The 19,796-nt window shown below is 56.1% G+C and carries 19 protein-coding genes; 4 read left to right on the top strand and 15 right to left on the bottom strand.

What is annotated here, in order from left to right:
- Positions 1-78 precede the first annotated feature (78 nt).
- Positions 79-3,144, top strand: a complete 3,066-nt coding sequence (locus ACR3E7_RS17450) for an aminotransferase class III-fold pyridoxal phosphate-dependent enzyme (RefSeq protein WP_480505080.1) — start codon at positions 79-81, stop codon at positions 3,142-3,144.
- Positions 3,145-3,195: 51 nt separating this feature from the next.
- Here the strand turns inward: ACR3E7_RS17450 and ACR3E7_RS17445 are convergent, their stop codons facing one another.
- Both ACR3E7_RS17445 and hemP read right to left on the bottom strand, forming a co-directional pair.
- On the bottom strand, positions 3,196-3,669 hold the full coding sequence (locus ACR3E7_RS17445; protein WP_480505078.1) for a hypothetical protein: 474 nt from the start codon (positions 3,667-3,669) through the stop codon (positions 3,196-3,198).
- Positions 3,666-3,833 carry a hemin uptake protein HemP gene (gene hemP, locus ACR3E7_RS17440; protein WP_170773822.1) on the bottom strand — a complete coding sequence of 56 codons (168 nt, stop codon included), beginning with the start codon at positions 3,831-3,833 and terminating at the stop codon, positions 3,666-3,668. The genes ACR3E7_RS17445 and hemP overlap by 4 nt, the downstream gene beginning before the upstream one ends.
- A gap of 223 nt (positions 3,834-4,056) precedes the next feature.
- Between hemP and gph the strand changes: the two genes are divergently transcribed.
- Positions 4,057-4,731: a phosphoglycolate phosphatase gene (gph, locus tag ACR3E7_RS17435; protein WP_480505076.1), complete on the top strand. Its 675-nt coding sequence runs from the start codon at positions 4,057-4,059 to the stop codon at positions 4,729-4,731.
- Positions 4,732-4,909: 178 nt separating this feature from the next.
- On the opposite strand, the gene ACR3E7_RS17430 is transcribed toward gph, so the two are convergent.
- Positions 4,910-6,256 (bottom strand): ABC transporter substrate-binding protein, encoded by a 1,347-nt coding sequence (locus ACR3E7_RS17430; protein ID WP_170786931.1) that lies wholly within the window; start codon positions 6,254-6,256, stop codon positions 4,910-4,912.
- Positions 6,257-6,788: 532 nt separating this feature from the next.
- Between ACR3E7_RS17430 and ACR3E7_RS17425 the strand changes: the two genes are divergently transcribed.
- Both ACR3E7_RS17425 and ACR3E7_RS17420 read left to right on the top strand, forming a co-directional pair.
- Positions 6,789-7,637 (top strand): helix-turn-helix domain-containing protein, encoded by an 849-nt coding sequence (locus ACR3E7_RS17425; protein ID WP_480505074.1) that lies wholly within the window; start codon positions 6,789-6,791, stop codon positions 7,635-7,637.
- Entirely contained in the window at positions 7,637-8,116 is a 480-nt protein-coding gene (locus ACR3E7_RS17420; protein ID WP_480505072.1) for an A24 family peptidase, read from the top strand. Before ACR3E7_RS17425 ends, ACR3E7_RS17420 begins: the two co-directional genes overlap by 1 nt.
- A gap of 13 nt (positions 8,117-8,129) precedes the next feature.
- Here the strand turns inward: ACR3E7_RS17420 and ACR3E7_RS17415 are convergent, their stop codons facing one another.
- From ACR3E7_RS17415 to urtC, 12 genes are all read right to left on the bottom strand, one after another.
- A complete protein-coding gene (locus ACR3E7_RS17415; RefSeq protein WP_480505070.1) occupies positions 8,130-9,119 on the bottom strand; it encodes a type II secretion system F family protein in 990 nt (329 codons plus the stop codon).
- Positions 9,120-9,131: 12 nt separating this feature from the next.
- Entirely contained in the window at positions 9,132-10,157 is a 1,026-nt protein-coding gene (locus ACR3E7_RS17410) for a type II secretion system F family protein (RefSeq protein ID WP_170786937.1), read from the bottom strand.
- Between the two features lie 14 nt (positions 10,158-10,171).
- Positions 10,172-11,569, bottom strand: a complete 1,398-nt coding sequence (locus ACR3E7_RS17405; RefSeq protein WP_480505068.1) for a TadA family conjugal transfer-associated ATPase — start codon at positions 11,567-11,569, stop codon at positions 10,172-10,174.
- A 47-nt stretch (positions 11,570-11,616) separates the two neighbouring features.
- A complete protein-coding gene (locus tag ACR3E7_RS17400) occupies positions 11,617-12,822 on the bottom strand; it encodes a CpaE/TadZ family protein (RefSeq protein ID WP_480505066.1) in 1,206 nt (401 codons plus the stop codon).
- 11 nt (positions 12,823-12,833) lie between these two features.
- The gene (locus ACR3E7_RS17395) at positions 12,834-13,475 is read right to left on the bottom strand and encodes a TadE/TadG family type IV pilus assembly protein (protein WP_170786944.1); all 642 of its coding nucleotides are present in this window, start codon (positions 13,473-13,475) and stop codon (positions 12,834-12,836) included.
- On the bottom strand, positions 13,472-13,960 hold the full coding sequence (locus ACR3E7_RS17390; protein ID WP_170786946.1) for a TadE/TadG family type IV pilus assembly protein: 489 nt from the start codon (positions 13,958-13,960) through the stop codon (positions 13,472-13,474). Before ACR3E7_RS17390 ends, ACR3E7_RS17395 begins: the two co-directional genes overlap by 4 nt.
- An 8-nt stretch (positions 13,961-13,968) precedes the next feature.
- On the bottom strand, positions 13,969-15,486 hold the full coding sequence (locus tag ACR3E7_RS17385) for a pilus assembly protein TadG-related protein (protein WP_480505063.1): 1,518 nt from the start codon (positions 15,484-15,486) through the stop codon (positions 13,969-13,971).
- A 28-nt stretch (positions 15,487-15,514) separates the two neighbouring features.
- Complete coding sequence (cpaB, locus tag ACR3E7_RS17380; RefSeq protein ID WP_170786951.1) at positions 15,515-16,366, bottom strand: Flp pilus assembly protein CpaB; 852 nt, start codon at positions 16,364-16,366, stop codon at positions 15,515-15,517.
- A gap of 263 nt (positions 16,367-16,629) precedes the next feature.
- Positions 16,630-16,830, bottom strand: a complete 201-nt coding sequence (locus tag ACR3E7_RS17375) for a Flp family type IVb pilin (RefSeq protein WP_480505061.1) — start codon at positions 16,828-16,830, stop codon at positions 16,630-16,632.
- Positions 16,831-17,128: 298 nt separating this feature from the next.
- Positions 17,129-17,824 carry an urea ABC transporter ATP-binding subunit UrtE gene (gene urtE / locus ACR3E7_RS17370; protein WP_480505059.1) on the bottom strand — a complete coding sequence of 232 codons (696 nt, stop codon included), beginning with the start codon at positions 17,822-17,824 and terminating at the stop codon, positions 17,129-17,131.
- 3 nt (positions 17,825-17,827) lie between these two features.
- Positions 17,828-18,568, bottom strand: a complete 741-nt coding sequence (gene urtD, locus ACR3E7_RS17365; protein ID WP_170773791.1) for an urea ABC transporter ATP-binding protein UrtD — start codon at positions 18,566-18,568, stop codon at positions 17,828-17,830.
- Complete coding sequence (gene urtC / locus ACR3E7_RS17360; RefSeq protein ID WP_480505057.1) at positions 18,565-19,794, bottom strand: urea ABC transporter permease subunit UrtC; 1,230 nt, start codon at positions 19,792-19,794, stop codon at positions 18,565-18,567. The genes urtD and urtC overlap by 4 nt, the downstream gene beginning before the upstream one ends.
- Positions 19,795-19,796 lie beyond the last annotated feature (2 nt).

Raw genomic sequence — 19,796 nt, 5'->3', positions numbered from 1 at the left:
GCGCCGGGGCGCGATTCCCCCCAAGGATATTTTTGGCCAGATGAAGAGGATCCCGTTTTGCGCGGGTCAGGGTTTGGAATGGACGATATAACTGTGTTCTGGGCGGCCGCGTTGCGGACGCAATGGGGATTGGACGCCAAGCTGACCCGGCTGGATGGCGAATATGATCTGAACTTCTTGGCGCGGGCGACCAATGGGCAGGATTATGTTCTGAAGGTTATGCGGCCAGGATGCGAGGCCGGGCTGGTGGACTTGCAGATCAAAGCGTTGGAGCATCTGGCCTCGGAAGCGCCCGGACTCCCGTTGCCCAAGGTGTTTAGCGATTTGAATGGGCGGCTATTGCCCCAGATTACGGATCAGGACGAAAACCCCCGGCTGGTGTGGCTGCTCGAATGTCTGCCGGGTTCGTGTTACGCCAACGCCGCGCCTAAATCCGAGGAGTTGATCCTGAAACTGGGCCGAGTTCTGGGAGCGACCGACCGAGCGCTTGAGCGGTTCGATCACGAGGGTTTGCATCGCGCGGGTTTCAAATGGGACCTGATGCAAGCCAGTTGGATTGCGGATCATCTGGATACGATCAGTGACGCCGCGCGCCACTTGTTATTGTCCGACATTTGCGCAGAGTTCGACACTGTCCGGGAGACTTTGAACGACCTTCCGAGACAAGCCATCCACAACGATGCCAATGACTACAATATTTTGGTTGAAGGAGAATTAGGGCAGCGCCAATCTATCGCGGGCTTAATTGATCTTGGGGACATGTGCGCGGCACCCCGGATTTGTGATCTGGCGATCGCTGGGGCCTATATCGTTCTAGACCACCCACAGCCTGAGAGAGCGCTGGCCGCTTTGGTACGAGGGTATCATGCGGCCAATCGATTGCGGGCAGATGAGGTTGATCTGATCTGGCCGCTGTTGCGGATGCGGTTGGCGGTGTCGGTTGTAAACTCGACCTTGATGGCAATTAAGAACCCAGATGATCCCTATGTGACAATTAGCCAGGCCCCTGCCTGGCGGTTTCTGGAAAATGATACGGTCAATGGCGGCTTGATGGGCGCGCGGTTGCGCGTGGCCTGCGGGTTGCCTGTGACCGATGGGGCCGAAAGGGTCCACGCTTACCTAACCGAACATCGAGGGCAGTTCGCCCCGATGTTCGGACAGGATCTGAGTGACGTGCCGACGGGGTCGCTGTCGGTTGAAAACTGCGTCTGGCCGCAAAACCCGTTCCACATGCCCTTGGCCGAGGCCGCGCGCGTAGGTGAGGAATATGGCGAAGGCCTGTGGCTGGGCTACTATAACGAGCCGCGCCTGATCTATGCCGAACCCGGGTTCCGCAAGGGGCCATGGAAGGCCTCGGACCGGCGCACGGTGCATCTGGCGGTAGACGTCTTTGCCCCGGCGGGCACCGTGTTGCATGCTCCGGTCAGCGGGCGGGTTGAGGCGGTCGAGAACCGCGATACTCATCTGGACTATGGCGGCGTGGTGATCCTGCATCATGAAACGCCCGAAGGGGATGCGTTCTATACGCTGTATGGTCATCTCGACCCCGAGGTATGTGATCGACTGAAGCCCGGTGATCCGGTGGCGCAGAGCGCAGCGTTCGCGCGGTTGGGGGATGCCAAGCAGAACGGCGGCTGGGCCCCACACGTTCATTTTCAACTGGCAATGACCACCGACGGGATGCAAAGCGACTGGCCCGGCGTGGGCGACCCGGATGAGATGGAGCTGTGGCACGCGGTCTGCCCCAACCCGGCGGCGCTGCTGAACCTGCCCGATGACAAGGTGTTTTATCAGCCGACCGACAAACACGCGATTCTGCAGGGGCGGCGCGACCACTTTGGAGGCAATCTGAGCCTGACCTATGACGACCCAGTCATGCTGGTGCGCGGTTGGAAGCACCACCTATTCGATGAATGGGGTCGCCCCTATCTGGACGCCTATAACAACGTCCCCCATGTAGGCCACGCGCATCCACGCATTCAAGCGGTGGCGTCTGATCAGTTGCGGCGCATGAACTCGAACACTCGCTATCTGCACCCGGCGCAGACCGAATTTGCCGATAAGGTGCTGTCGAAATTGCCTGATCACCTTGAAGTCTGTTTCTTTGTGAACTCCGGCACCGAGGCGAACGAACTGGCCCTGCGGCTGGCCCGCGCACATACCGGGGCCAAAGGGATCGTGACACCCGATCACGGCTATCATGGCAATACGAATGCGGCGGTTGCGATCTCGGCCTATAAGTTCAACAAGCATGGTGGCGTGGGTCAGGCGGATTGGGTCGAACTGGTTGAAGTGGCCAACGACTATCGTGGATCGTTCAAGCGCGACGATCCCGACCGCGCCACAAAATTCGCGAATTTTGTGGACCCTGCGATTGCCGCTTTGCAGGACAAGGGCCACGGCATCGCCGGTTTCATCGCCGAGACCTTCCCCTCGGTCGGGGGTCAGATCATCCCTCCCAAAGGATATCTGCCCGCAGTCTACGAAAAAATCCGCGCCGCCGGAGGGGTGTGTATCGCCGATGAGGTGCAGACCGGACTGGGGCGTCTGGGTGAGTACTACTTTGGCTTTGAGCACCAGGGCGCGCTGCCCGATATCGTGGTGATGGGCAAACCGATCGGCAACGGGCACCCCTTGGGCGTGTTGGTCACGACCAGGGAAATCGCACAAAGCTTTGACAACGGGATCGAGTTCTTCTCGACCTTCGGCGGATCGACCTTGTCTTGCCGGATCGGGAAAGAGGTGCTGGACATCGTCGATGACGAGGGGCTGCAGGACAATGCCCGCGTGATGGGCGGACGGCTGATGGACGGGTTACGCAGGATCGAGGCCGATTTCGGTTGTGTCGGCGATGTGCGGGGCATGGGCCTGTTTCTGGGGGTCGAGTTGATCAACTCAGACGGCTCCGAGGGCACCGAGATCTGCAAATACGTCAAGAACCGGATGCGCGATCATCGCATTCTAATCGGCAGCGAAGGGCCCAAAGACAATATCCTCAAAATCCGACCGCCTCTGACAATCGAGGCCGAGGACGTTGACATGATTCTGTGGGCATTGGGGAATGTTTTGGCCGAGGTGGGCGACTATGCCCCTGCCCCAACATGTGATCATGATCACCACCATGCCGGCTGCGGGTGCTGCTGAACGATCAGACCTCTGGCCAGAAATGACCAGAGGTCTGGATCGGCATCGCTGTCAATGCAACGCGGCCGAGGGGGATAGATGCCCGGTTGAGGGCAGAGGTTGCGGCGCGGTCATCCGGCGCAGCGCCAGACCCAGCTCTTCGGACAAGGCGGTAAGTGCAGGGGCAAAGTCCGGCCGGACAATCAGCGTCGCCATCATCATCGCGTCCTCGCGCGCCCCTTCCGAGGCCGCAGCGATCGTCTGCGCAAAACAGTTCTCATCCGCGCCAAGACAGGAACACCCAACCTGATGACGGATCAAAGGGCGTCGCCCGTGATGCGCACAGAGCGCACACAGTCGATCAATGGTCATCATTGCAACAGCTTCAGGTCCGGTGCCAAGGTCGACCCCGATCTTGCAGGCGATATCTTTGCGCGCCGTTGCGTCGCCCCAAAGCCGCAGGTACAGAACCGCGCTGGCCTCGATCGGGCTGAGATCGGACAGCTTTCCAACCGCAGCCCCTCCGCGTGATAACGAGGCGGTCATTTAGTCAGGATCAGCTTGCCCGCGCGTGTAATGCGCAGGGTGTAAAGCTGGTCGCCCAACGCGATATGAGCAAGGTTCCCGCCTTTGGTCAGCTCTTCGGCCTTGTGTGCCGGCAGCATCGATACGGGGTAGGATTGCGTCGGGTTCGGGTTCTGCACATTCATCAGGTCAACTCCAGAGGGTCACGGGCGAAAGGCCGATTTCTGTTCTCATTTTTTGGGATGGCTGACCCGATTCCGGGTTGGCTGTGTGTCTTGCTGGATAATCTGATTATTTTACTCAGGTATGTCAAGCGGCAATCTATACGCTCCAACCAAGAGTGTGGAATTGCGCTGAAATTGCGAAAAGGCTAGGTCTGACTGAACAATTTCAACGACCGAGGTTTCAATGACCGCAACGCTGATGTTCGACCTGGATGGTACGCTGATTGACAGCTTGCCCGATATCGCCGCAGCGGCGAACCGGATGCTGGGCGACGAAGGCAAACCCGCGCTGCCGCAGGAGATCATCCAGAAATTCGTGGGCAACGGCCTGCCGAAACTGGTTGAGCGTGTGATGGGTCACTGCGACATACCGCTAGACCGCCACAGCGAATTGGCCAAACGAACTCTGGACTACTACGGGGCGGCCTCCAGTGCGCAGACCGTTGTCTACCCGGGCGTACCGGAGGCTTTGGCCCAATTGCAGCAAATGGGCTGCGTACTTGGCATCTGCACCAACAAGCCCGAGGCCCCGGCTCGCCACATCCTGGACGCGCTAGGGCTGTCGCAATTTTTCGATACCGTTTTCGGCGGCGATACGCTGAACACCCGCAAACCCGACCCCGCCCATCTGCACGCCAGCTTTGACGCGATCCCTCAAACCGGTCCGCGCTTGTTCATCGGCGACAGCGAGGTCGATGCGGAAACAGCGCAACGCGCAAAGGTTCCATTCCTGCTATTCACGAAAGGCTATCGCAAATCATCGATTGACGAGATCCCCCACATGCTCAGCTATGACCAAGCGATAGAATTGCCGCCAGCGGTGAGGGCGTCGCTGACGATGTTGGAAGAAACAGCCTGACCCGAAAATGAAGGGCCGGCCGAGGGGGAAAGTAGCCAGCCCCTCATCCGGGGAAGTGGATTGTCCTCGGTGTAACCTTGGATGAACTAGAGTTAACCGCCCGCGCCCTCCGAAGATATTGGGGGTTTCCCGTATTCGGCGATACAGAGAATTTTCGTCGAAAATTCTTGTGCGTCAATTATGCGCCCGGATTGCACTTTCCTAACTGGCCACCAGAAAACATCGGATGCTGAGGGTCATATTCGACCTGCGCCCTTGGGGTAACATCGACGACTTCCAGCCTATCATAAGGGTCGGTCGGGCTATCACGTCCCTGCACAACAAGTACGTCTTTGAAACACTGGTGATCCGCACCACGGTACCAGCTTGGCCCATTACCCAAACCGTCAAACTCGAAATCTTCGAGAGCTTCGACAACACCACATGGGTTGAAGGTTCCCGCCCGTTCGACGGCATCGGCATAGAGCAAAATCTGTGAATAGCCGGTCTGTGCCGCGATCGAAGGCGGGAAGCCATATGCTTCCTGAAAGGACGACACGAACGCCTTGGTCCCCTTATCCTGAAGCTGCCAGTTCCAATTCATCGAACCCAGCACGCCCTTGATACTCGCACCCGCCCTCGCGGCCATGAGATCGGAAAGTACCGGGACGACAATCTTGAAATCCTTGCCATTCGCGACCTTGTCCAACAAACCGAATTGCAACGCGCTGGCCAACGAATCCTCCAAGTTGGCACCATAGTGGTTCAGGATCAGAACATCCGCTCCCGAGTTTAGAATCGACGCGATATGTGTCGTAAATTCCGTCGATGTCAGAGTGGTTTTAACCCGATTGACTGTTTGCCATCCCAACGCTTCGGTCGAGGCAACAATCGCCTCTTCCTGGGACCAGCCCCAATTGTAGTCAGCACTCAGATGATAAGCACGGCGGTCCGTGCCCAGTTCAGCCGCCAAAACCGGAGCAAGGGAGGCACCCGTCATATAGGCATTGAAGTAATTGCGGAAACCATTGGCTTTCTTCTCCTTACCCGTGAGGTCATTTGTATGCGCCAGGCCAGCCATGAAGATCACGCCCGCGTCTTGGCACAGGTTCTGAACCGCAATGGCCTCGCCCGACGTCGACCCGCCATTCAGCATCACCGCGCCATCGGAATTTATCATTGCCTTGGCAGAAGAATGCGCCTTGGACGCCTTGCCTTCTGAATCTGCCACGACAAACGTGACTTTCTTGCCCAAAACACCATTCCCGGCCAGCGCCCGCGAGGAAAACGCGTTCAGGCACCCGCCATCTCCCTGGCCATTAAGATGCTCGACGGCCAGTTTCTGCCCGCGCAATTGGTCATTTCCTTCTTCCGAGAAGGGTCCTGACAAAGCCGCATTGAAGCCAAACGTAACCGTGCTTCCGTTTGGTGCATTCGTGAAACCAGCAGAGGACGAAGTGGGAAAGATCATCGGCAACGCCAGGCCGGTGCTCGCTACGACTCCACCGGTCAGCGAGTAGCGACGTGTGACAGATTTGCTACTCATCCACTCTTTCCATTCCCCGTGTCATGCCGTCAAACCTATCCAGTCACAGCCGAAACTGAGGGTAACCGTAGGGTTGTGCAAGAAAACAGTTTCAAAGCATCGGGCTTCAATCGCAACACACCTACGCCTATGACGACACATCGGGCCAGCAGGATTTTCTGATTGGAGCGCACCTATCACACTATTTCCATTGAAAATATCGAGGCTTACACCAACTGCCTTTCGCTTTGAGAAACGACGCCACGGCAACCATTTTGTTCAAATTTTAACGCGAGAGCCGCCATATCTGGGCATAGAACGCGTCTCTGATTGAGACTTATAAAGACACATTTCGATACTTTACAACCGTTTGTCTCCGACTTACGACCAATAAGACACATGATTAGATGCACAGTCAGGATTTATGTATTGTTAATTTTCAGTTCATGTACGATTGGTAGGATTTTTGGACTATTGAAGAATCGGTTGAGGCGAAAATACAATTCGTGCCATTAGCCAGTAAGTTGTTTTAACCAGTGTGGAACGGTAACTCATGATTGGGGGGAAAGCTCATAGCGGTGCGTGGCTGCCAAACGCGCAACATGCCAGAGCGATCATCAATTTCATTCATTGGAGTCAGGGCGGTCTTGTATTGGACGCCGCGCTGAATGGTATTGCCGAAGCATTTGGCGCCGAATGCGCCGTAATCAGCCGTCTGTGGCTGAACAAGGGTTCTCATCGCGTTGCCGCCAGGGCTGACACCCGAGATCCTGCCCATTGCCGTCCTCTATTCCTGTCTTTCGCGAATGACGCGTTGGGGCCGTTTCGCAATATGCCCAAGCGGGCCTCGGTCTTTAGTCTGGTTGAAGATGGCGAAGACCCGAGCGATCTTTCCCCCGTCCTGACCGAGTGGATTTCACATCGCAGCCTTTCGGAAATTCTGTTTGTCTGTCTTGATCACCAGGGCGGTGAGATTGACTTCTTAGAGCTGCATTTCGGGCGCAACCCGGAACCGGGTTTCAAAGAGGCAATTGAACAAATTGCACCCCAATTGTCCGAAACATTCCAAAGTCGCCGTCCCGGTCTGGTAACCGAAGCGCTGTCGCGCCAGTCGGTTACGACCATTCGGAAAAGTAGCACGGAAAACGTTGCGATTCTCAGCACCGACAACCCGACTGGCCTGACGCGGGCTGAGTGGCGGGTCTGTGTACTGGTATCTCGAGGATTGTCCTCGCAGGCTATTGGCGCCGAGTTGGACATTGGCGCTGCTACTGTCAGGACACACCTCAAGCATATCTATTCCAAAACAGGTCTGGACAACTTCCATATGCTGGCCCGTCGGCTAGTATCCGTTGAAGAGCGTGAAGCTCTGCATGGGAAGCAGCATCAAGCAAGGGCTTAATGCCACAACTAGACTGGCAAAACTGGATCTCGCTTTGGCTGTTCGCCCCGCTGTTCGTGGCGATCGCATGGACCGATTTCACCCAACTTCGTATCCCGAACCTATACTGCATAATTGGCCTAGCACTATGCGTTGTCGCCGCCCCTTTCTTGGACTGGAACGAATTGCTGATCCGTTTGCTAATCGGCGGGGCGTGTTTTCTTATCTGCCTGGGGCTATTTGCGATCAACTGGCTGGGTGGAGGGGACGCAAAGATGTTGCCAGTCATTTTTTTGGCCATGCCCCCAAGCGTCGTGCCCACATACATGATTGTATTTTCCGCGGCCATGGCTCTGGGTTTGATCGGGATGTCCCTCTTTCGGCGCTACGCCAAGCGTTTATCCCCCAAATTCGAGTCGACAGCGCAATCACGAGAGTTTCCAATGGGCGTCGCCATAGGGGCGTCAGGCCTGGTCATGATTACGCTGTCTGTGTTTTAATTGTCCTAGTCGCTTAGTTACCTGCTGCTAACGAGCTAGAATAGCGGATAACAACCGGGGCCAGGATCAATCCTGCAAGAGCCGGTAGCATCAACATTGCCATTACGCCAGACATCTTGACCGGCAGCTTGTTTGCCATCTCTTGCGCTCTGAGTTCGCGTAGTTCCCGCATCTCGTCAGCGTATGTTTTCAATGCGGAAGCAAGTGGCACACCAAATCGCGTCGATTGCAGAACAACACTGACAAAGGAACTCATTTCTTCAATTCCGGTTCGGCGCGCCATGCGCATTAAGGCTGCATCACGGTCACGGCCCGCTTGAATTTCACTCAGAGCAACTAGAATTTCTTCCGACAATTCTGGCGAAACAAGCTGCAACTCTACCGCCACTTTTAGCAAAGCCTGATCGAACCCCATTCCAGCCTCGACACCAATCTGAAGCAAGTCCAGCATATTTGGGAAAGCGTTTTCCATCAAACGGCGGCGTTCTTTGATACGCGAGTTCATCCAAAGCTGCGGAACGAAGAAGCCAATGGCACAAAGGATCACGACATTGCGTAGGATAGAAAGCACATCCAGCCCAGACATATAGTCTGCGATCCGCGCCCCAATGCTCGTCGGAAGTTGCCAACTCAATAACGCCAAAAAGATCATGGGCAAAGACGTCGCTAGCGCCAGGCGAACTGCATAGTATCCTGCTATCGCGTTCTTGCCACGAAATCCAGATTGCGCCAACACCTGCCCCACTTCAAATCGCAGATTGGCATCAGCGGGTATTAAGGCTGCAGTCAGACCAGTTGGAGCTGGGTCTTCACCTCTATCGATATTGACGCGTGCCAAGTTTTGCCTCGGTCGGCTTGGAACCATACGGTCTGCTGCCGACGAGCGCTCGCTCAGCGAAGACGAAATACCAAAGAAAGCAATGAACGCCCCGGCAATCACTAGAAGAAAAATCAAAGCTTGAAGGGCAAACTCATTTTGCAGCAAAGAGTCTAAAAGTTGCATCGCAAACGCTCCTTATATCCGGAAATTCACGAGTTTGAACATAACGATGGCGTTCAGGACAATCGCAGCTGCGATAACTCCCATCACCGGCCAAAAAGACGGTGCGTCCATTACATCTCCGTAGTAGGACGGCGACAAGATCGTCATGGCCACCGCAATCACCACCGGAATAGACGATAGAATGTAAGCTGTCATGCGCCCTTCGGCTGAGATGGCCTTGATCTTACGGCGCAAAGACATGCGCGCTCGGATCACCTGGGCGAGGGTCTTAAGGATTCCGGCTAGATCGCCGCCGGAACCATGCTGCATCATTAAAGCAACCGCCAGATATCGGACGTCTTCCTCGTCAACTCGATCAGCCATATTTTTCATCGCCTCGGTCAATTCCTCGCCAAAGGCTACCTGATCGACAACGAGACCGAACTCTGTTCCAATAGGATCAGGCATTTCTTCAGAAACGCTCTGAAGTGTCGTGTTTAACGGATGACCAACTTTTAGACCTCTCGACATCAAATCCAACGCGTCGGGCAGTTGCTTAATCAATGCTGCCTTTTGCCGTCTCAGCGCGGATCCGAGAAAAATCAAAGGAGCGATTATGAACAAGAGGATAGAAATCGGGATGACCTGAAGTGGATTTGCAACCATTGTGCCACCGATGGCACTAATCAGAAACGCAACACCACACCCGATCAGAAACATTTCCGGAACCATGTTCAACCCAGCTGCCTTCAAAGCGGCCGGCAAATCACCCACAAAGGGAAACTTGCGCAGGATTGGGCGCGTCTCCTGAGGTTTGAGAAGGTTGAGAACATCTTCGCCAGTCTTGCCTTCGTTCAGCATCTGAATACGGCGGTTTATCGCTTCTTCCCGGTTTTCACCGCGACGGGAAAACTGACGAATACCTTCAAAAGCGATAAGAGCGCCAAGAAAAATCACTAGTGCGATAATAAAGCGGACATCAAACCCGGCGACTTCCATTTCGGGGCCGACGATCGTGCTTAGATCCAGGTTTTCTATAAAAGCGCGAAGCTGTTCCATACCGCTGGCCCTCCTTAGTTGAACTGGATCGAGGACATGTCGATCCCGGCAGCGGCCAGAGCATCGCTGGACTTCGGACGGATGCCGGTCGGCATAAAGCGACCCTTAACCTTGCCGTTCTCGTCCTTGCCTTCGCGTTTGAAGACAAAAATGTCTTGCATGGTGACGATTTCGCCCTCCATACCAGTGACTTCGGCGATCGAGGTTACGCGGCGGGTACCATCGGACAGGCGGTTCAGCTGCAACACGAAGTGAATGGCCGAGGCAATAGTTGCACGAATGGCCGAGTGCGGCAGTTCCATACCACCCATCTGAACCATCTGTTCAACACGAGACAGGGCGTCCCGAGGGCTGTTGGCGTGGACCGTAGTCATTGAACCATCGTGGCCAGTGTTCATCGCCTGCAGCATGTCGAACGCCTCAGAACCGCGCACTTCGCCCACCACGATGCGGTCAGGGCGCATCCGCAGAGCGTTGCGGACCAGATCACGCTGTGCAACGGCACCGGTTCCGTCCAGACCTGCCGGGCGGGTTTCCATACGCAGTACATGTTCCTGCTGCAGCTGCAATTCGGCCGCGTCTTCGATGGTCACGATGCGTTCGCTCCCACCTATATAGGTTGAAAGTGCATTCAGCATCGTGGTCTTACCAGAGCCGGTGCCACCCGAGATCAGAATGTTCATCTTGGCCTCGACCAGACCGCGCAGCAGCGACGCCGCGCTATCATTCAACGCGCCATTGTTCACAAGGCGCTGCATAGTCAGAGGCACGCGGGCAAACTTACGGATAGACAGCGCGGGCCCGTCCAGCGCACAAGGCCGGATGATCGCATTCACACGGCTGCCATCCTCAAGACGCGCATCTACCCAAGGTTGACGTTCGTCGATACGGCGACCAACGCGGCTGACGATCTTGTCGATGATACGCAACAGGTGACGTTCATCACGGAACCGAGCCGGGGTTTTCTCAAGAATACCGGCGCGTTCTACGAAAATCTGCTGATGGCCGTTCACAAGGATATCGTTGATTGTCGGATCGGCCAGCAAAGGTTCAAGCGGGCCAAGGCCCAAAACCTCATGCATCAGCTCTTCGACCAGTTGCTTGACCTCTTCGCTGCGCATGGCGCGGCCTTCGTGGCGCAACAGTTCGGTGGCGTGTTTGCCGATCTCACCGCGCAGCGTGTCTTCTTCAACTTTGTCGATCACCGCCAGGTTCAGCTTGTCCAGCAGCGAATTGTGCATCCGCGCTTTCAGATCGATGCGGTCCATCTCTCTGGCATGCTTGGTCGCCAATTTCTCGGCTTCAAACACAACGTTATCCGAAGCTTTATCAGAAACCTGCTTCGTATCCAGCGGAACGACCTTCGCGGCGTTCGAAGTTGTGCGACCAGTCCTGTCAAATTCACGAAACATGTTCTTAAACCTTTACTACTATTCACTTCACGTCTGCGGATATGCGATTACGAGTTGTTAACACGCGGCGGCATAGCAGCGCGCGCGTCATCGGCCAGTTTCTTGATTGCTCGCGTTGCTGGCGCACGGTTGGAAACATCTTGCAACGGGATGCCCCGGTCCACGGATTCACGAACCGTGCGGTCATCCTTGGGCACCCAATGGGCAAAATCCTGTTCCAGCAACTTCGCCGCTGCGCGGTGATGGGCTGCGGGCAACAGAGGTTTCTTTTCAAGGCTCGCCACAAGTTGGATATCGATGGCGGGGTTCTCGCTTTGATAGAAATCCATCAGTTTGCGGGCGGACCGCACCGACGGGACTGCGACATCCGTGACCAGATACAGCCTGTCGGCCTGTGTCAGCACCGGAGTGATCCATTCCACCAGGGCCCGCGGCAGATCGACGACCACATAGTCATGAGTCCGCTTCAGGTTATCCAGAATTGCCGTGATCTGGTCTTCCTGAATGGCTGACAGCGGGCCGTAGCGCGAGGGTGCAGCCAGAACGTCAACACCGCAGGGTGCCTTGACCATAGCCTGTTCCAGAAACGCACCGTCGGGGATGCTTTCATCCATCGCCATGCGCCACATCGCGTCGCTTTCTTCCACGTCCATCAGCGCCGCGATCGACCCGAACTGGAAATCCAGATCCACAACCGCAACCTCATTGGTCGCTTTCTTCTTGAAGAAACCCTCCTTGGCCTGCAACTCGTTTGCCATATTCGCAGCCACCAGCGAGGACCCAACCCCGCCACGCGACTTGGCAACCGCAATCACCTTGCCGAGAGTTGCATGTCCACTCCAAACGGTGGGCAGTTGCGCCTGACGGCGGTTGCGGATCGCATCCACCTGCGGCACGATCTCTTCGTTGATGGCATTTCGGGGCAATACCTCGTCCACGCCCAGTTTCGTAAGCTGCCGCGCTTTTTCCAGCGGTAGATCTTCGGGGGCCAGCGCGATGATAATGGCATTGGGCATCCGCGCATCGCAGATATTCTGCGCCGTCTTCAACGCACCATCGGCGTCATCTTCGACATCGAACAGGACAACATCATGCAAAGACGCAAGGTTTGCGGCCTTTCCATTGACGCCGGACACCGTTTCTTTCCGACCGGTAAAGCTGCAATTCTCCTGATCCGCCAGAGATCCTTCGATGGCCGAGTAAATCTCTTCATCGGGCGAAATCAAAAACACTGAAATCTGCTTGGAATTCATTATCTTACTCCTTACTCTACCGCCCCGACAGCCAGGTCTTCGGCAGGAACCGAAGTGCTCATCGCGGGAAGGGAAATACTGTTCGGGGTATTGGACGTGACCGCCGGATTGCCCGAGGCCAACGCAGCCAGACCAGCCAGCGGCATTACGAAATTGAAATCGACACCGATCAAATCAGCCGTCACGACCGGGGTATAGGGACCACCTAGGAATCCCAGACGGGCATCATGTGAATAAGTGAACTGTACATTCGCAGGTCCTGTGCCCGGCGGCAACAGAGGACCGATCTGGTTCCAGATGCGCGCGCCGTACGGGGTCGAAGTATCCAGCGTGCACGGCGCCGGAAGATTGGGGACAGCGCAAATGCCACCATTGCTTCGGCACAAGGCCCCAAAACGGGTATTCGCATCTCCACCAGGGCCCAGTGTGTGAGTTGCCGGCAACGCTCCACATTGCGGTGGGCCAACCGTCGCCAAACGGGCAGCGGTGTGCATCGCTTTTTGCGACGCCGTCGTCGACCAGTAAAGACGCCCGTAGTCTACGACCCCGAAAATCAGGAACAGAAAAAGCGGGATGACGATTGCCAACTCGACCAAAGCGGCACCACGCTGATTGCGGGCAAACGCTTGTAGGATATGAAGAACCTGGTTCATACGCCATACACCCTGCTTTGATCCGCAACTTGGAAATTCAACGCGCCAACCCCGTCACCAAAAAAGTCAAAAATTCCACCAAATATCAAATCAATGCGTACATCGGCCGTAACCTCGACCACCGAGGTGGGATTCAAACGATAGTCACCAGCCCGCTCGAAACAAGCGAAAGACACATCCGACAAAATTGCGCCTGCCGGAATTACAGTCGACCCATCCAATTGTGTTTCAACAATATCAGTCGCCAAATCTTCCAAATCCTGAAAATCGCCGGGGGTCCCCGTCTCGCACAGATCCAATGGTGCAATACGCGCAATCATTCGCGAAGCGTCGCGGACCCCGGCGGATGTGGATTGGTGTATCCATGTGATCCTGCCCCCTTCGATGATCACCGCCAAGAACAGCAAGATCAGGGGCATGACCAGTGCGAATTCGACCATCGGAGCACCGGATTCACAGCGCTTGAGTCGTGAGATAAGGGACATCAGACGTTTCACCGGTACAACCTCACGACATCGCGGAAGATACCTTCGTCAATACCGGTTCCGGCGCCACCGACCTGTTCGACCACTTCGACGTAGATATCGAAATCAGTTCCCGAGGTTTGCTCCAGTGGCTGGATCAGAAAGACTTTTACGAATTCCTGCACCGGCACGTCCACAGCTCGACCTGCAACTGGATTGGTATCGCAATCGATAGCGGCGGCGATGAATGTGCGGCGATCAGGGTCAGGGTTCGTTGTGCTCGCACATTGCCGACGACCAGTTTCACTGCGTCCCTCAAGAATGTCACGGCCAGCGAACTTGGTAATCTCATCCAGATACATCTGGTAGCGCGTGTTGCCGGTAGGCAAGCTTATGGTCCCATCAGCAATCAGCGGATGTGGTTGCAGCGGGTTTAAAGGGTCTGTTCCAGTACCATAGTTCGTCGCCAAATAGGCGGCTCTCCCATCATCCCAGTCCCCATCACCGAAGCGGCCGGCACCTTCGGGCACCAATGTGGCGCAGTTTCCGGCATCAAAACAGTCGTCGCGCGGGAACGGCATGGTGTCATCTGAAATCGTTGGATTGTTTTTCAAGCACTGGCCCGTCGGGTTCTCCCACCCAGCAATAACTTGAGGACCAGGGGCATAGGCAGGATCATTCCGCAAGCTGTTCATCGTTGCGAGGAATAAATCAAAACGAGAGTTATAGATGGCCGAACCAATACCGTTCCGTTGCCCCGGTTCCGTGTCCACCCCACGCTGCGACACACACTTAGTCAAGTTACCCTCGGCGGCGATAAGGCAGATATAAAGGCTTGATCCATTCAAACCCGCACAGGGGCCGTTGGGATTGATCCCGATATCTTGAGGATCAAGGAAGCCAAAGTTGCCCGGCCCCCAGGCCGAACTGTTGCCACCGGTACGCAACTGGATAGCCTGACCGACATTTGCGTTAGCCGTCCAGCCATTCGGGATGCAAAACATCAGAGGCGTCACATCGCAAGCAAAAGCTGTATAGCCAGCAATCGCGGTCGCGCCGACTTGTTCATTCGGAGCAGGGGCCCCCAACAACGCAGCCAAACCACGTGTAAAGGGCAGGAGAACGGTTCGCGGCGTTGCTTGCACCTCGACCATAACTGCCGCAAGTGGATCGGTGGTCACAAATGCGTCGACCGCGTCATCATCATCAGGGTCGACAGCAGGGTCCGGCAAACCGGTCAGAAAGCGCAAGCTGAAATCGGCGGCCGAGTCAAGCGTCTGATCCCCATCGGCAAAGAATTGGCGATCCGCGATCATGTTCTCGGCGGCTGTACGCGCGCGGGTAATAGCGTCGGCATTGCCGTCAAGTTCGCCCGCCGCGGCCAATGCCACATGGTCGGCATAAGACTGCAGGTCGGTCTGGGTCGAGGCCATACGGCCAAGGTCAAAGGTCAGGGCGGCGAAGCCGAGGATCATGGCCAGGCTAAGTGCCACAAAAATCAGGATCGTTCCGTCTTCTTCTTTCTGGAACTTGGAAACAAAAGTCATCGTTTACCCTCCCTGACCCTGACTAGCATCAATTCACGGTGCTGGATGTGTCCGTAAGCGGAACCTCGTCGTCGGTTGCCGTAATAGTTACCTTCTCTTCCTGAACGTCCGAGATACCGCGACGCACTTTCACAACAGGTTGCGGGGTACCATCTTCGACTGGTGATTTTTCCAGCAGGATGTCGCTCAAACGTACAGCCTCAAGAGGTTTGTTTTCAGTCTCATCCAGTGAACGCAGAGACAGGCTCAGCTGTCCGGCCTTCTGTGCCAGGGCCAAACGCTGGCTTTGTTCCGGAGTCACCTCGACGGTAACGGTCCGCGCAATGCCAGGTCTGTCAATTTCTTCATCGGCTTGCTGGTCGACACCAATTATGCGGATATTTTGAAGGATCGTAATGGCGCGCAACTCCTCATCTCGCCCGCGTGTCAGAACAATGTCGATATAGTCACCAGGGGTTACAAACCCACCGACGCCGGTTTGCGCATTTACGTTGATCGCCATGGCACGATTACCTTCGCCAAGCGTCTGCACGATGGTAACTTTCTCGCCAAATTCTGATACTTTCGAAGCAAGAAGAATTTCACCCTGGGCCAATGCGCGTTTGGCCCGGCGCGGTTCTCCACCCGCCGTGGGAAGAACATCGTTGTAATTGGTAAAGACACCAACGGGCACTGCTTCGGCTGGCCACTCGATCGTAGTCAATTTATGACTTTCAATCGGGCTTCCAAACGGAATGTCTTCTGATACAGCCACAACCCGCACGATACTCGCATCCACAGCTGCTGCTTGGTTTCGCTCAAGCTGGTCTTGGGTCCAGAGCACAGCGCCTCCAGCGAGACCAATACCGAAGATTGACATTAATAGAGATTTAACGCGCATTTTGCCCTCCAATTTCCGAAAGTAATAATGGCTGTCAGGTTTGGGCGGTGTTCAAAAAGACTGAGCAGTTTAGCATTCACTCTGACGCATTTTACCATCTACGTGTTGCTCCCGCCCCATCAAAAAGGCGGGGGCAACTTCACTAACGTCAGCTCTGCGGCGCTTAGATTACTTCCTAACAAGTGTGCTTGGTATCTCGTGACAAAATGTAACAAGACATAGCCCAACCAACTACCGTGACTGCCGCAGAACAAACTATATTATTAGGGTGTCGCCACATCGCGAACATCGCTAAGAACATTTGCCGCATCATCAAAGTTGGCCGAGGTGTCTTCCGCGATGCTAATCAGTGCAGTACCGCCAACAATAACGGCGAGCAGCAGGGCCACGCCATATTCGACCAGGGTCGCACCGCGCTCGTCTTTGCGCAGCTTCAGAAAGAAATTGCGAATAGTATTCGACATAATTTTTACTCCAGACTGTTTTACCAAGTGCGAAATCCGCACGCTTACGAGGTACCAGGCAGCATCCCCGTTAATAAAATGTTTACCAGCCGTGAACCTTTAGAGCCTCCCCACAAACGAAAAGGTTTTCCCGTATAACGGGAAATTTTTGTCGTTTAAGGCAGATTTGTGACCTTGCTCTTGCGTTGAATCAGCGATTCGATCGGTGATTCCCGCTTATTTCACACGCAAACACGTCCATGGCCGATCTGAGGACACAGATCGGCCACATTTGCCCCCAATTCGCGGATTGAGTGTTCTACACTGTTACGCCTTGCAGAACCCGGTCGCGCGACAGCTCCTGCCGCGATCCTTGCATCAAAATCTCACCGCGCCTCAGAACAACGAAGCGGTCAGCGAGGTCATAGGCGAAATCGAAATACTGCTCGACCAGAACGATCGCCATCTCACCTTTAGAGCGCAGATGGCGAATGACCTCACCGATCTGCTGGATGATGTTGGGCTGAATACCCTCGGTAGGTTCATCCAGCAGCAGCAGGCTGGGTTTGGTGATCAGGGCACGTGCGATGGCGAGTTGTTGTTGCTGGCCACCTGACAGATCACCTCCGCGGCGGTTCTGCATTTTCTTGAGAACCGGGAACAAGTCGAAAATCTCATCGGGGATAAAGTGTTCGCTGGACGGCAGGCAGGCAAAGCCAGTTTCCAGATTTTCGCGCACAGTCAGCAGGGGAAAGATCTCGCGCCCCTGGGGAACGTATGCCACCCCCTTCCACGCCATTTTATGCGCCGGAAAGGGCGGGAGGGCCTCACCATTCAGCTCCAGCGTACCGCCAGAGCGGGGATGCGTGCCCGAGATTGCCTTGATCAGGCTGGTCTTTCCGACACCATTGGTGCCCATCACGCAGGTCACCTCACCCTGCGCGGCTTGCATCGAAACACCGTGCAGGACTTGCGAATGCCCGTAGTGCAGGGTCAGATCGTTCAGTTTCAGCATCGCCTAGCGCCCCAGATAAACGTCGATGACGTCCTGATTTGATGTCACGTGGTCCAAGGACCCCTCGGCCAGAACCGAGCCCTCGTGCAACACAGTCACCTTGCAGTTCAGACGGCGGACAAACTCCATATCATGCTCCACCACAACCACGGCGCGGGTTTTCGCGGCCTGCACCAGAAGATCGGTGGTGTGTTCGCGTTCCTGCGGGGTCATCCCGGCAGCGGGTTCGTCTACCAAAAGCAAGCGCGGCTCCTGTGCCAGAAGCATCCCAATCTCAAGCCATTGCTTCTGCCCGTGGCTGAGTTCGCCCGATTTGCGGGTCAACTCGTCCTTCAAGCCGATCTCGGCGGCCAGTTCCTCGACTTTCTCCAGATCGCCCTTTGAAGGGCGGTAGAACAGCACGCCCAACCATCCGCGTTTGTTCTTCAGCGCCATCAGCAGGTTTTCCTGCACGCTCTGATCTTCGAACACGGTGGGTTTCTGGAATTTCCGCCCGATCCCGGCCTGCGCGATCTTGGCCTCACTCATGCGCAGCAGGGAAACGGATTTCTCGCCCCAGATGACGCGGCCTTCGTCAGGACGTGTCTTGCCGGTGACGATATCCATGAAAGTGGTCTTGCCCGCACCGTTCGGCCCGATCACGGCGCGCAGTTCCGCGTTGCCGATCTGGAACGACAGGTTGTTGATGGCGCGGAACCCGTCAAAGGTGACGGAAACGCCGCTGACTTCTAGCAGAGTGCTCATTCCGTGGCCTCCTTTTCGCGCAACGCGCTTTCATCAGGCCCCAGGGCCGCACCGTGGCGCTGCGGTGCCCTGCGGTTGGTCCAGAGGTCGAACAGCCCCCCGATCCCTTGTGGGGCGAACAGTGTGACCAGCACGAAGGACACGCCCAGCAGCACCTGCCACCAGTCAACCCATTTGATTGTATAGAACCCCAGCGGGATGTCCGGGGCCTGCCCGCCGGTGAACCATGTGCTCAGCAGGCTGACGAACGCCGCGCCGATGACGGCACCGTACAGGCGACCGCGCCCGCCGATGGCGACCCAAACGGCCAGATAGATCGAGGCGATGGGGGCCATTTCCTCGGGGTTGATAATGCCCGCCTGCGGATAATAGAGTGCGCCCGCGATGGCGGCGATGCAGGCGGTCAGAGTGAAGACGGCCAGCTTGTAGACCTCGACCGAATAGCCGAGGAACCGCACCCGCGCCTCGTTATCGCGGATGCCGCGAATGACCGAGCCGAACTTGCCCGACACCACCCATGCCGCCAGCATGTATCCCAAGCCAAGCGCAAGTGCCGAGGCCCACAGGAACCAGACCGACACCACGTCCTGCGAGGTGGTAACACCCGGCAGGTTCTGCAAACCCGACAGGCCATTGTTGCCGCGCAAGCCACTGTCGTTCTGAAACAGGTACAGCGCCAGTGCCAAAGTCATCGCTTGGGTCAGGATCGACAGGTAGACGCCCGTCACCCGACTGCGGAACGCCAGCCAACCAAAGATCAGTGCCAGCAGGCCCGGTACCAGCACCACCAGTACCAGCTGCAGAAACAGGCTGTCCGAGAAGGCCCAGATCAACGGGAACTCGGACGACCCGACCACACCGAAGATCTGCGTGCCGATGGCGTCCACGACCTCGGATGACGTCGGAGGGATTTCGGCTTGCGACAGTGACTCGACGACGATCAGCCGCGTGCGTTCATACATCAGCCACATGCCGATCATGTAACCGCCCAGCCCGAAAAAGGCGAAATGGCCGAGGGACAGGATGCCGGTGAAACCCCAGACCAGATCCATCGCCACGGCAATCAGGCACAGGCACAGGGTTTTGCCCAGCGTCTTGACGAAACTGGTCGAGATCACGCCGATCCCGAACCCTTCGGACAGGACGGTAACGCCCAAAGTGAACAGGGACAGGATAGCCAGAAAGACCAGCACCGATGGGTTTTTGGCGACAAAGCTGCGTTCCATGG

The organism is Ruegeria sp. BK1 (assembly GCF_056535645.1).
This window is presented reverse-complemented; position numbering and strand designations above follow the sequence as displayed.

Coding starts and splice junctions, on each gene's coding strand:
- ACR3E7_RS17450 (WP_480505080.1), top strand. CDS start 79: ATGGACGATATAACTGTGTTCTGGGCGGCCGCGTTGCGGACGCAATGG.
- ACR3E7_RS17445 (WP_480505078.1), bottom strand. CDS start 3,669: ATGACCGCCTCGTTATCACGCGGAGGGGCTGCGGTTGGAAAGCTGTCC.
- hemP (WP_170773822.1), bottom strand. CDS start 3,833: ATGAATGTGCAGAACCCGAACCCGACGCAATCCTACCCCGTATCGATG.
- gph (WP_480505076.1), top strand. CDS start 4,057: ATGACCGCAACGCTGATGTTCGACCTGGATGGTACGCTGATTGACAGC.
- ACR3E7_RS17430 (WP_170786931.1), bottom strand. CDS start 6,256: ATGAGTAGCAAATCTGTCACACGTCGCTACTCGCTGACCGGTGGAGTC.
- ACR3E7_RS17425 (WP_480505074.1), top strand. CDS start 6,789: ATGATTGGGGGGAAAGCTCATAGCGGTGCGTGGCTGCCAAACGCGCAA.
- ACR3E7_RS17420 (WP_480505072.1), top strand. CDS start 7,637: ATGCCACAACTAGACTGGCAAAACTGGATCTCGCTTTGGCTGTTCGCC.
- ACR3E7_RS17415 (WP_480505070.1), bottom strand. CDS start 9,119: ATGCAACTTTTAGACTCTTTGCTGCAAAATGAGTTTGCCCTTCAAGCT.
- ACR3E7_RS17410 (WP_170786937.1), bottom strand. CDS start 10,157: ATGGAACAGCTTCGCGCTTTTATAGAAAACCTGGATCTAAGCACGATC.
- ACR3E7_RS17405 (WP_480505068.1), bottom strand. CDS start 11,569: ATGTTTCGTGAATTTGACAGGACTGGTCGCACAACTTCGAACGCCGCG.
- ACR3E7_RS17400 (WP_480505066.1), bottom strand. CDS start 12,822: ATGAATTCCAAGCAGATTTCAGTGTTTTTGATTTCGCCCGATGAAGAG.
- ACR3E7_RS17395 (WP_170786944.1), bottom strand. CDS start 13,475: ATGAACCAGGTTCTTCATATCCTACAAGCGTTTGCCCGCAATCAGCGT.
- ACR3E7_RS17390 (WP_170786946.1), bottom strand. CDS start 13,960: ATGTCCCTTATCTCACGACTCAAGCGCTGTGAATCCGGTGCTCCGATG.
- ACR3E7_RS17385 (WP_480505063.1), bottom strand. CDS start 15,486: ATGACTTTTGTTTCCAAGTTCCAGAAAGAAGAAGACGGAACGATCCTG.
- cpaB (WP_170786951.1), bottom strand. CDS start 16,366: ATGCGCGTTAAATCTCTATTAATGTCAATCTTCGGTATTGGTCTCGCT.
- ACR3E7_RS17375 (WP_480505061.1), bottom strand. CDS start 16,830: ATGTCGAATACTATTCGCAATTTCTTTCTGAAGCTGCGCAAAGACGAG.
- urtE (WP_480505059.1), bottom strand. CDS start 17,824: ATGCTGAAACTGAACGATCTGACCCTGCACTACGGGCATTCGCAAGTC.
- urtD (WP_170773791.1), bottom strand. CDS start 18,568: ATGAGCACTCTGCTAGAAGTCAGCGGCGTTTCCGTCACCTTTGACGGG.
- urtC (WP_480505057.1), bottom strand. CDS start 19,794: ATGGAACGCAGCTTTGTCGCCAAAAACCCATCGGTGCTGGTCTTTCTG.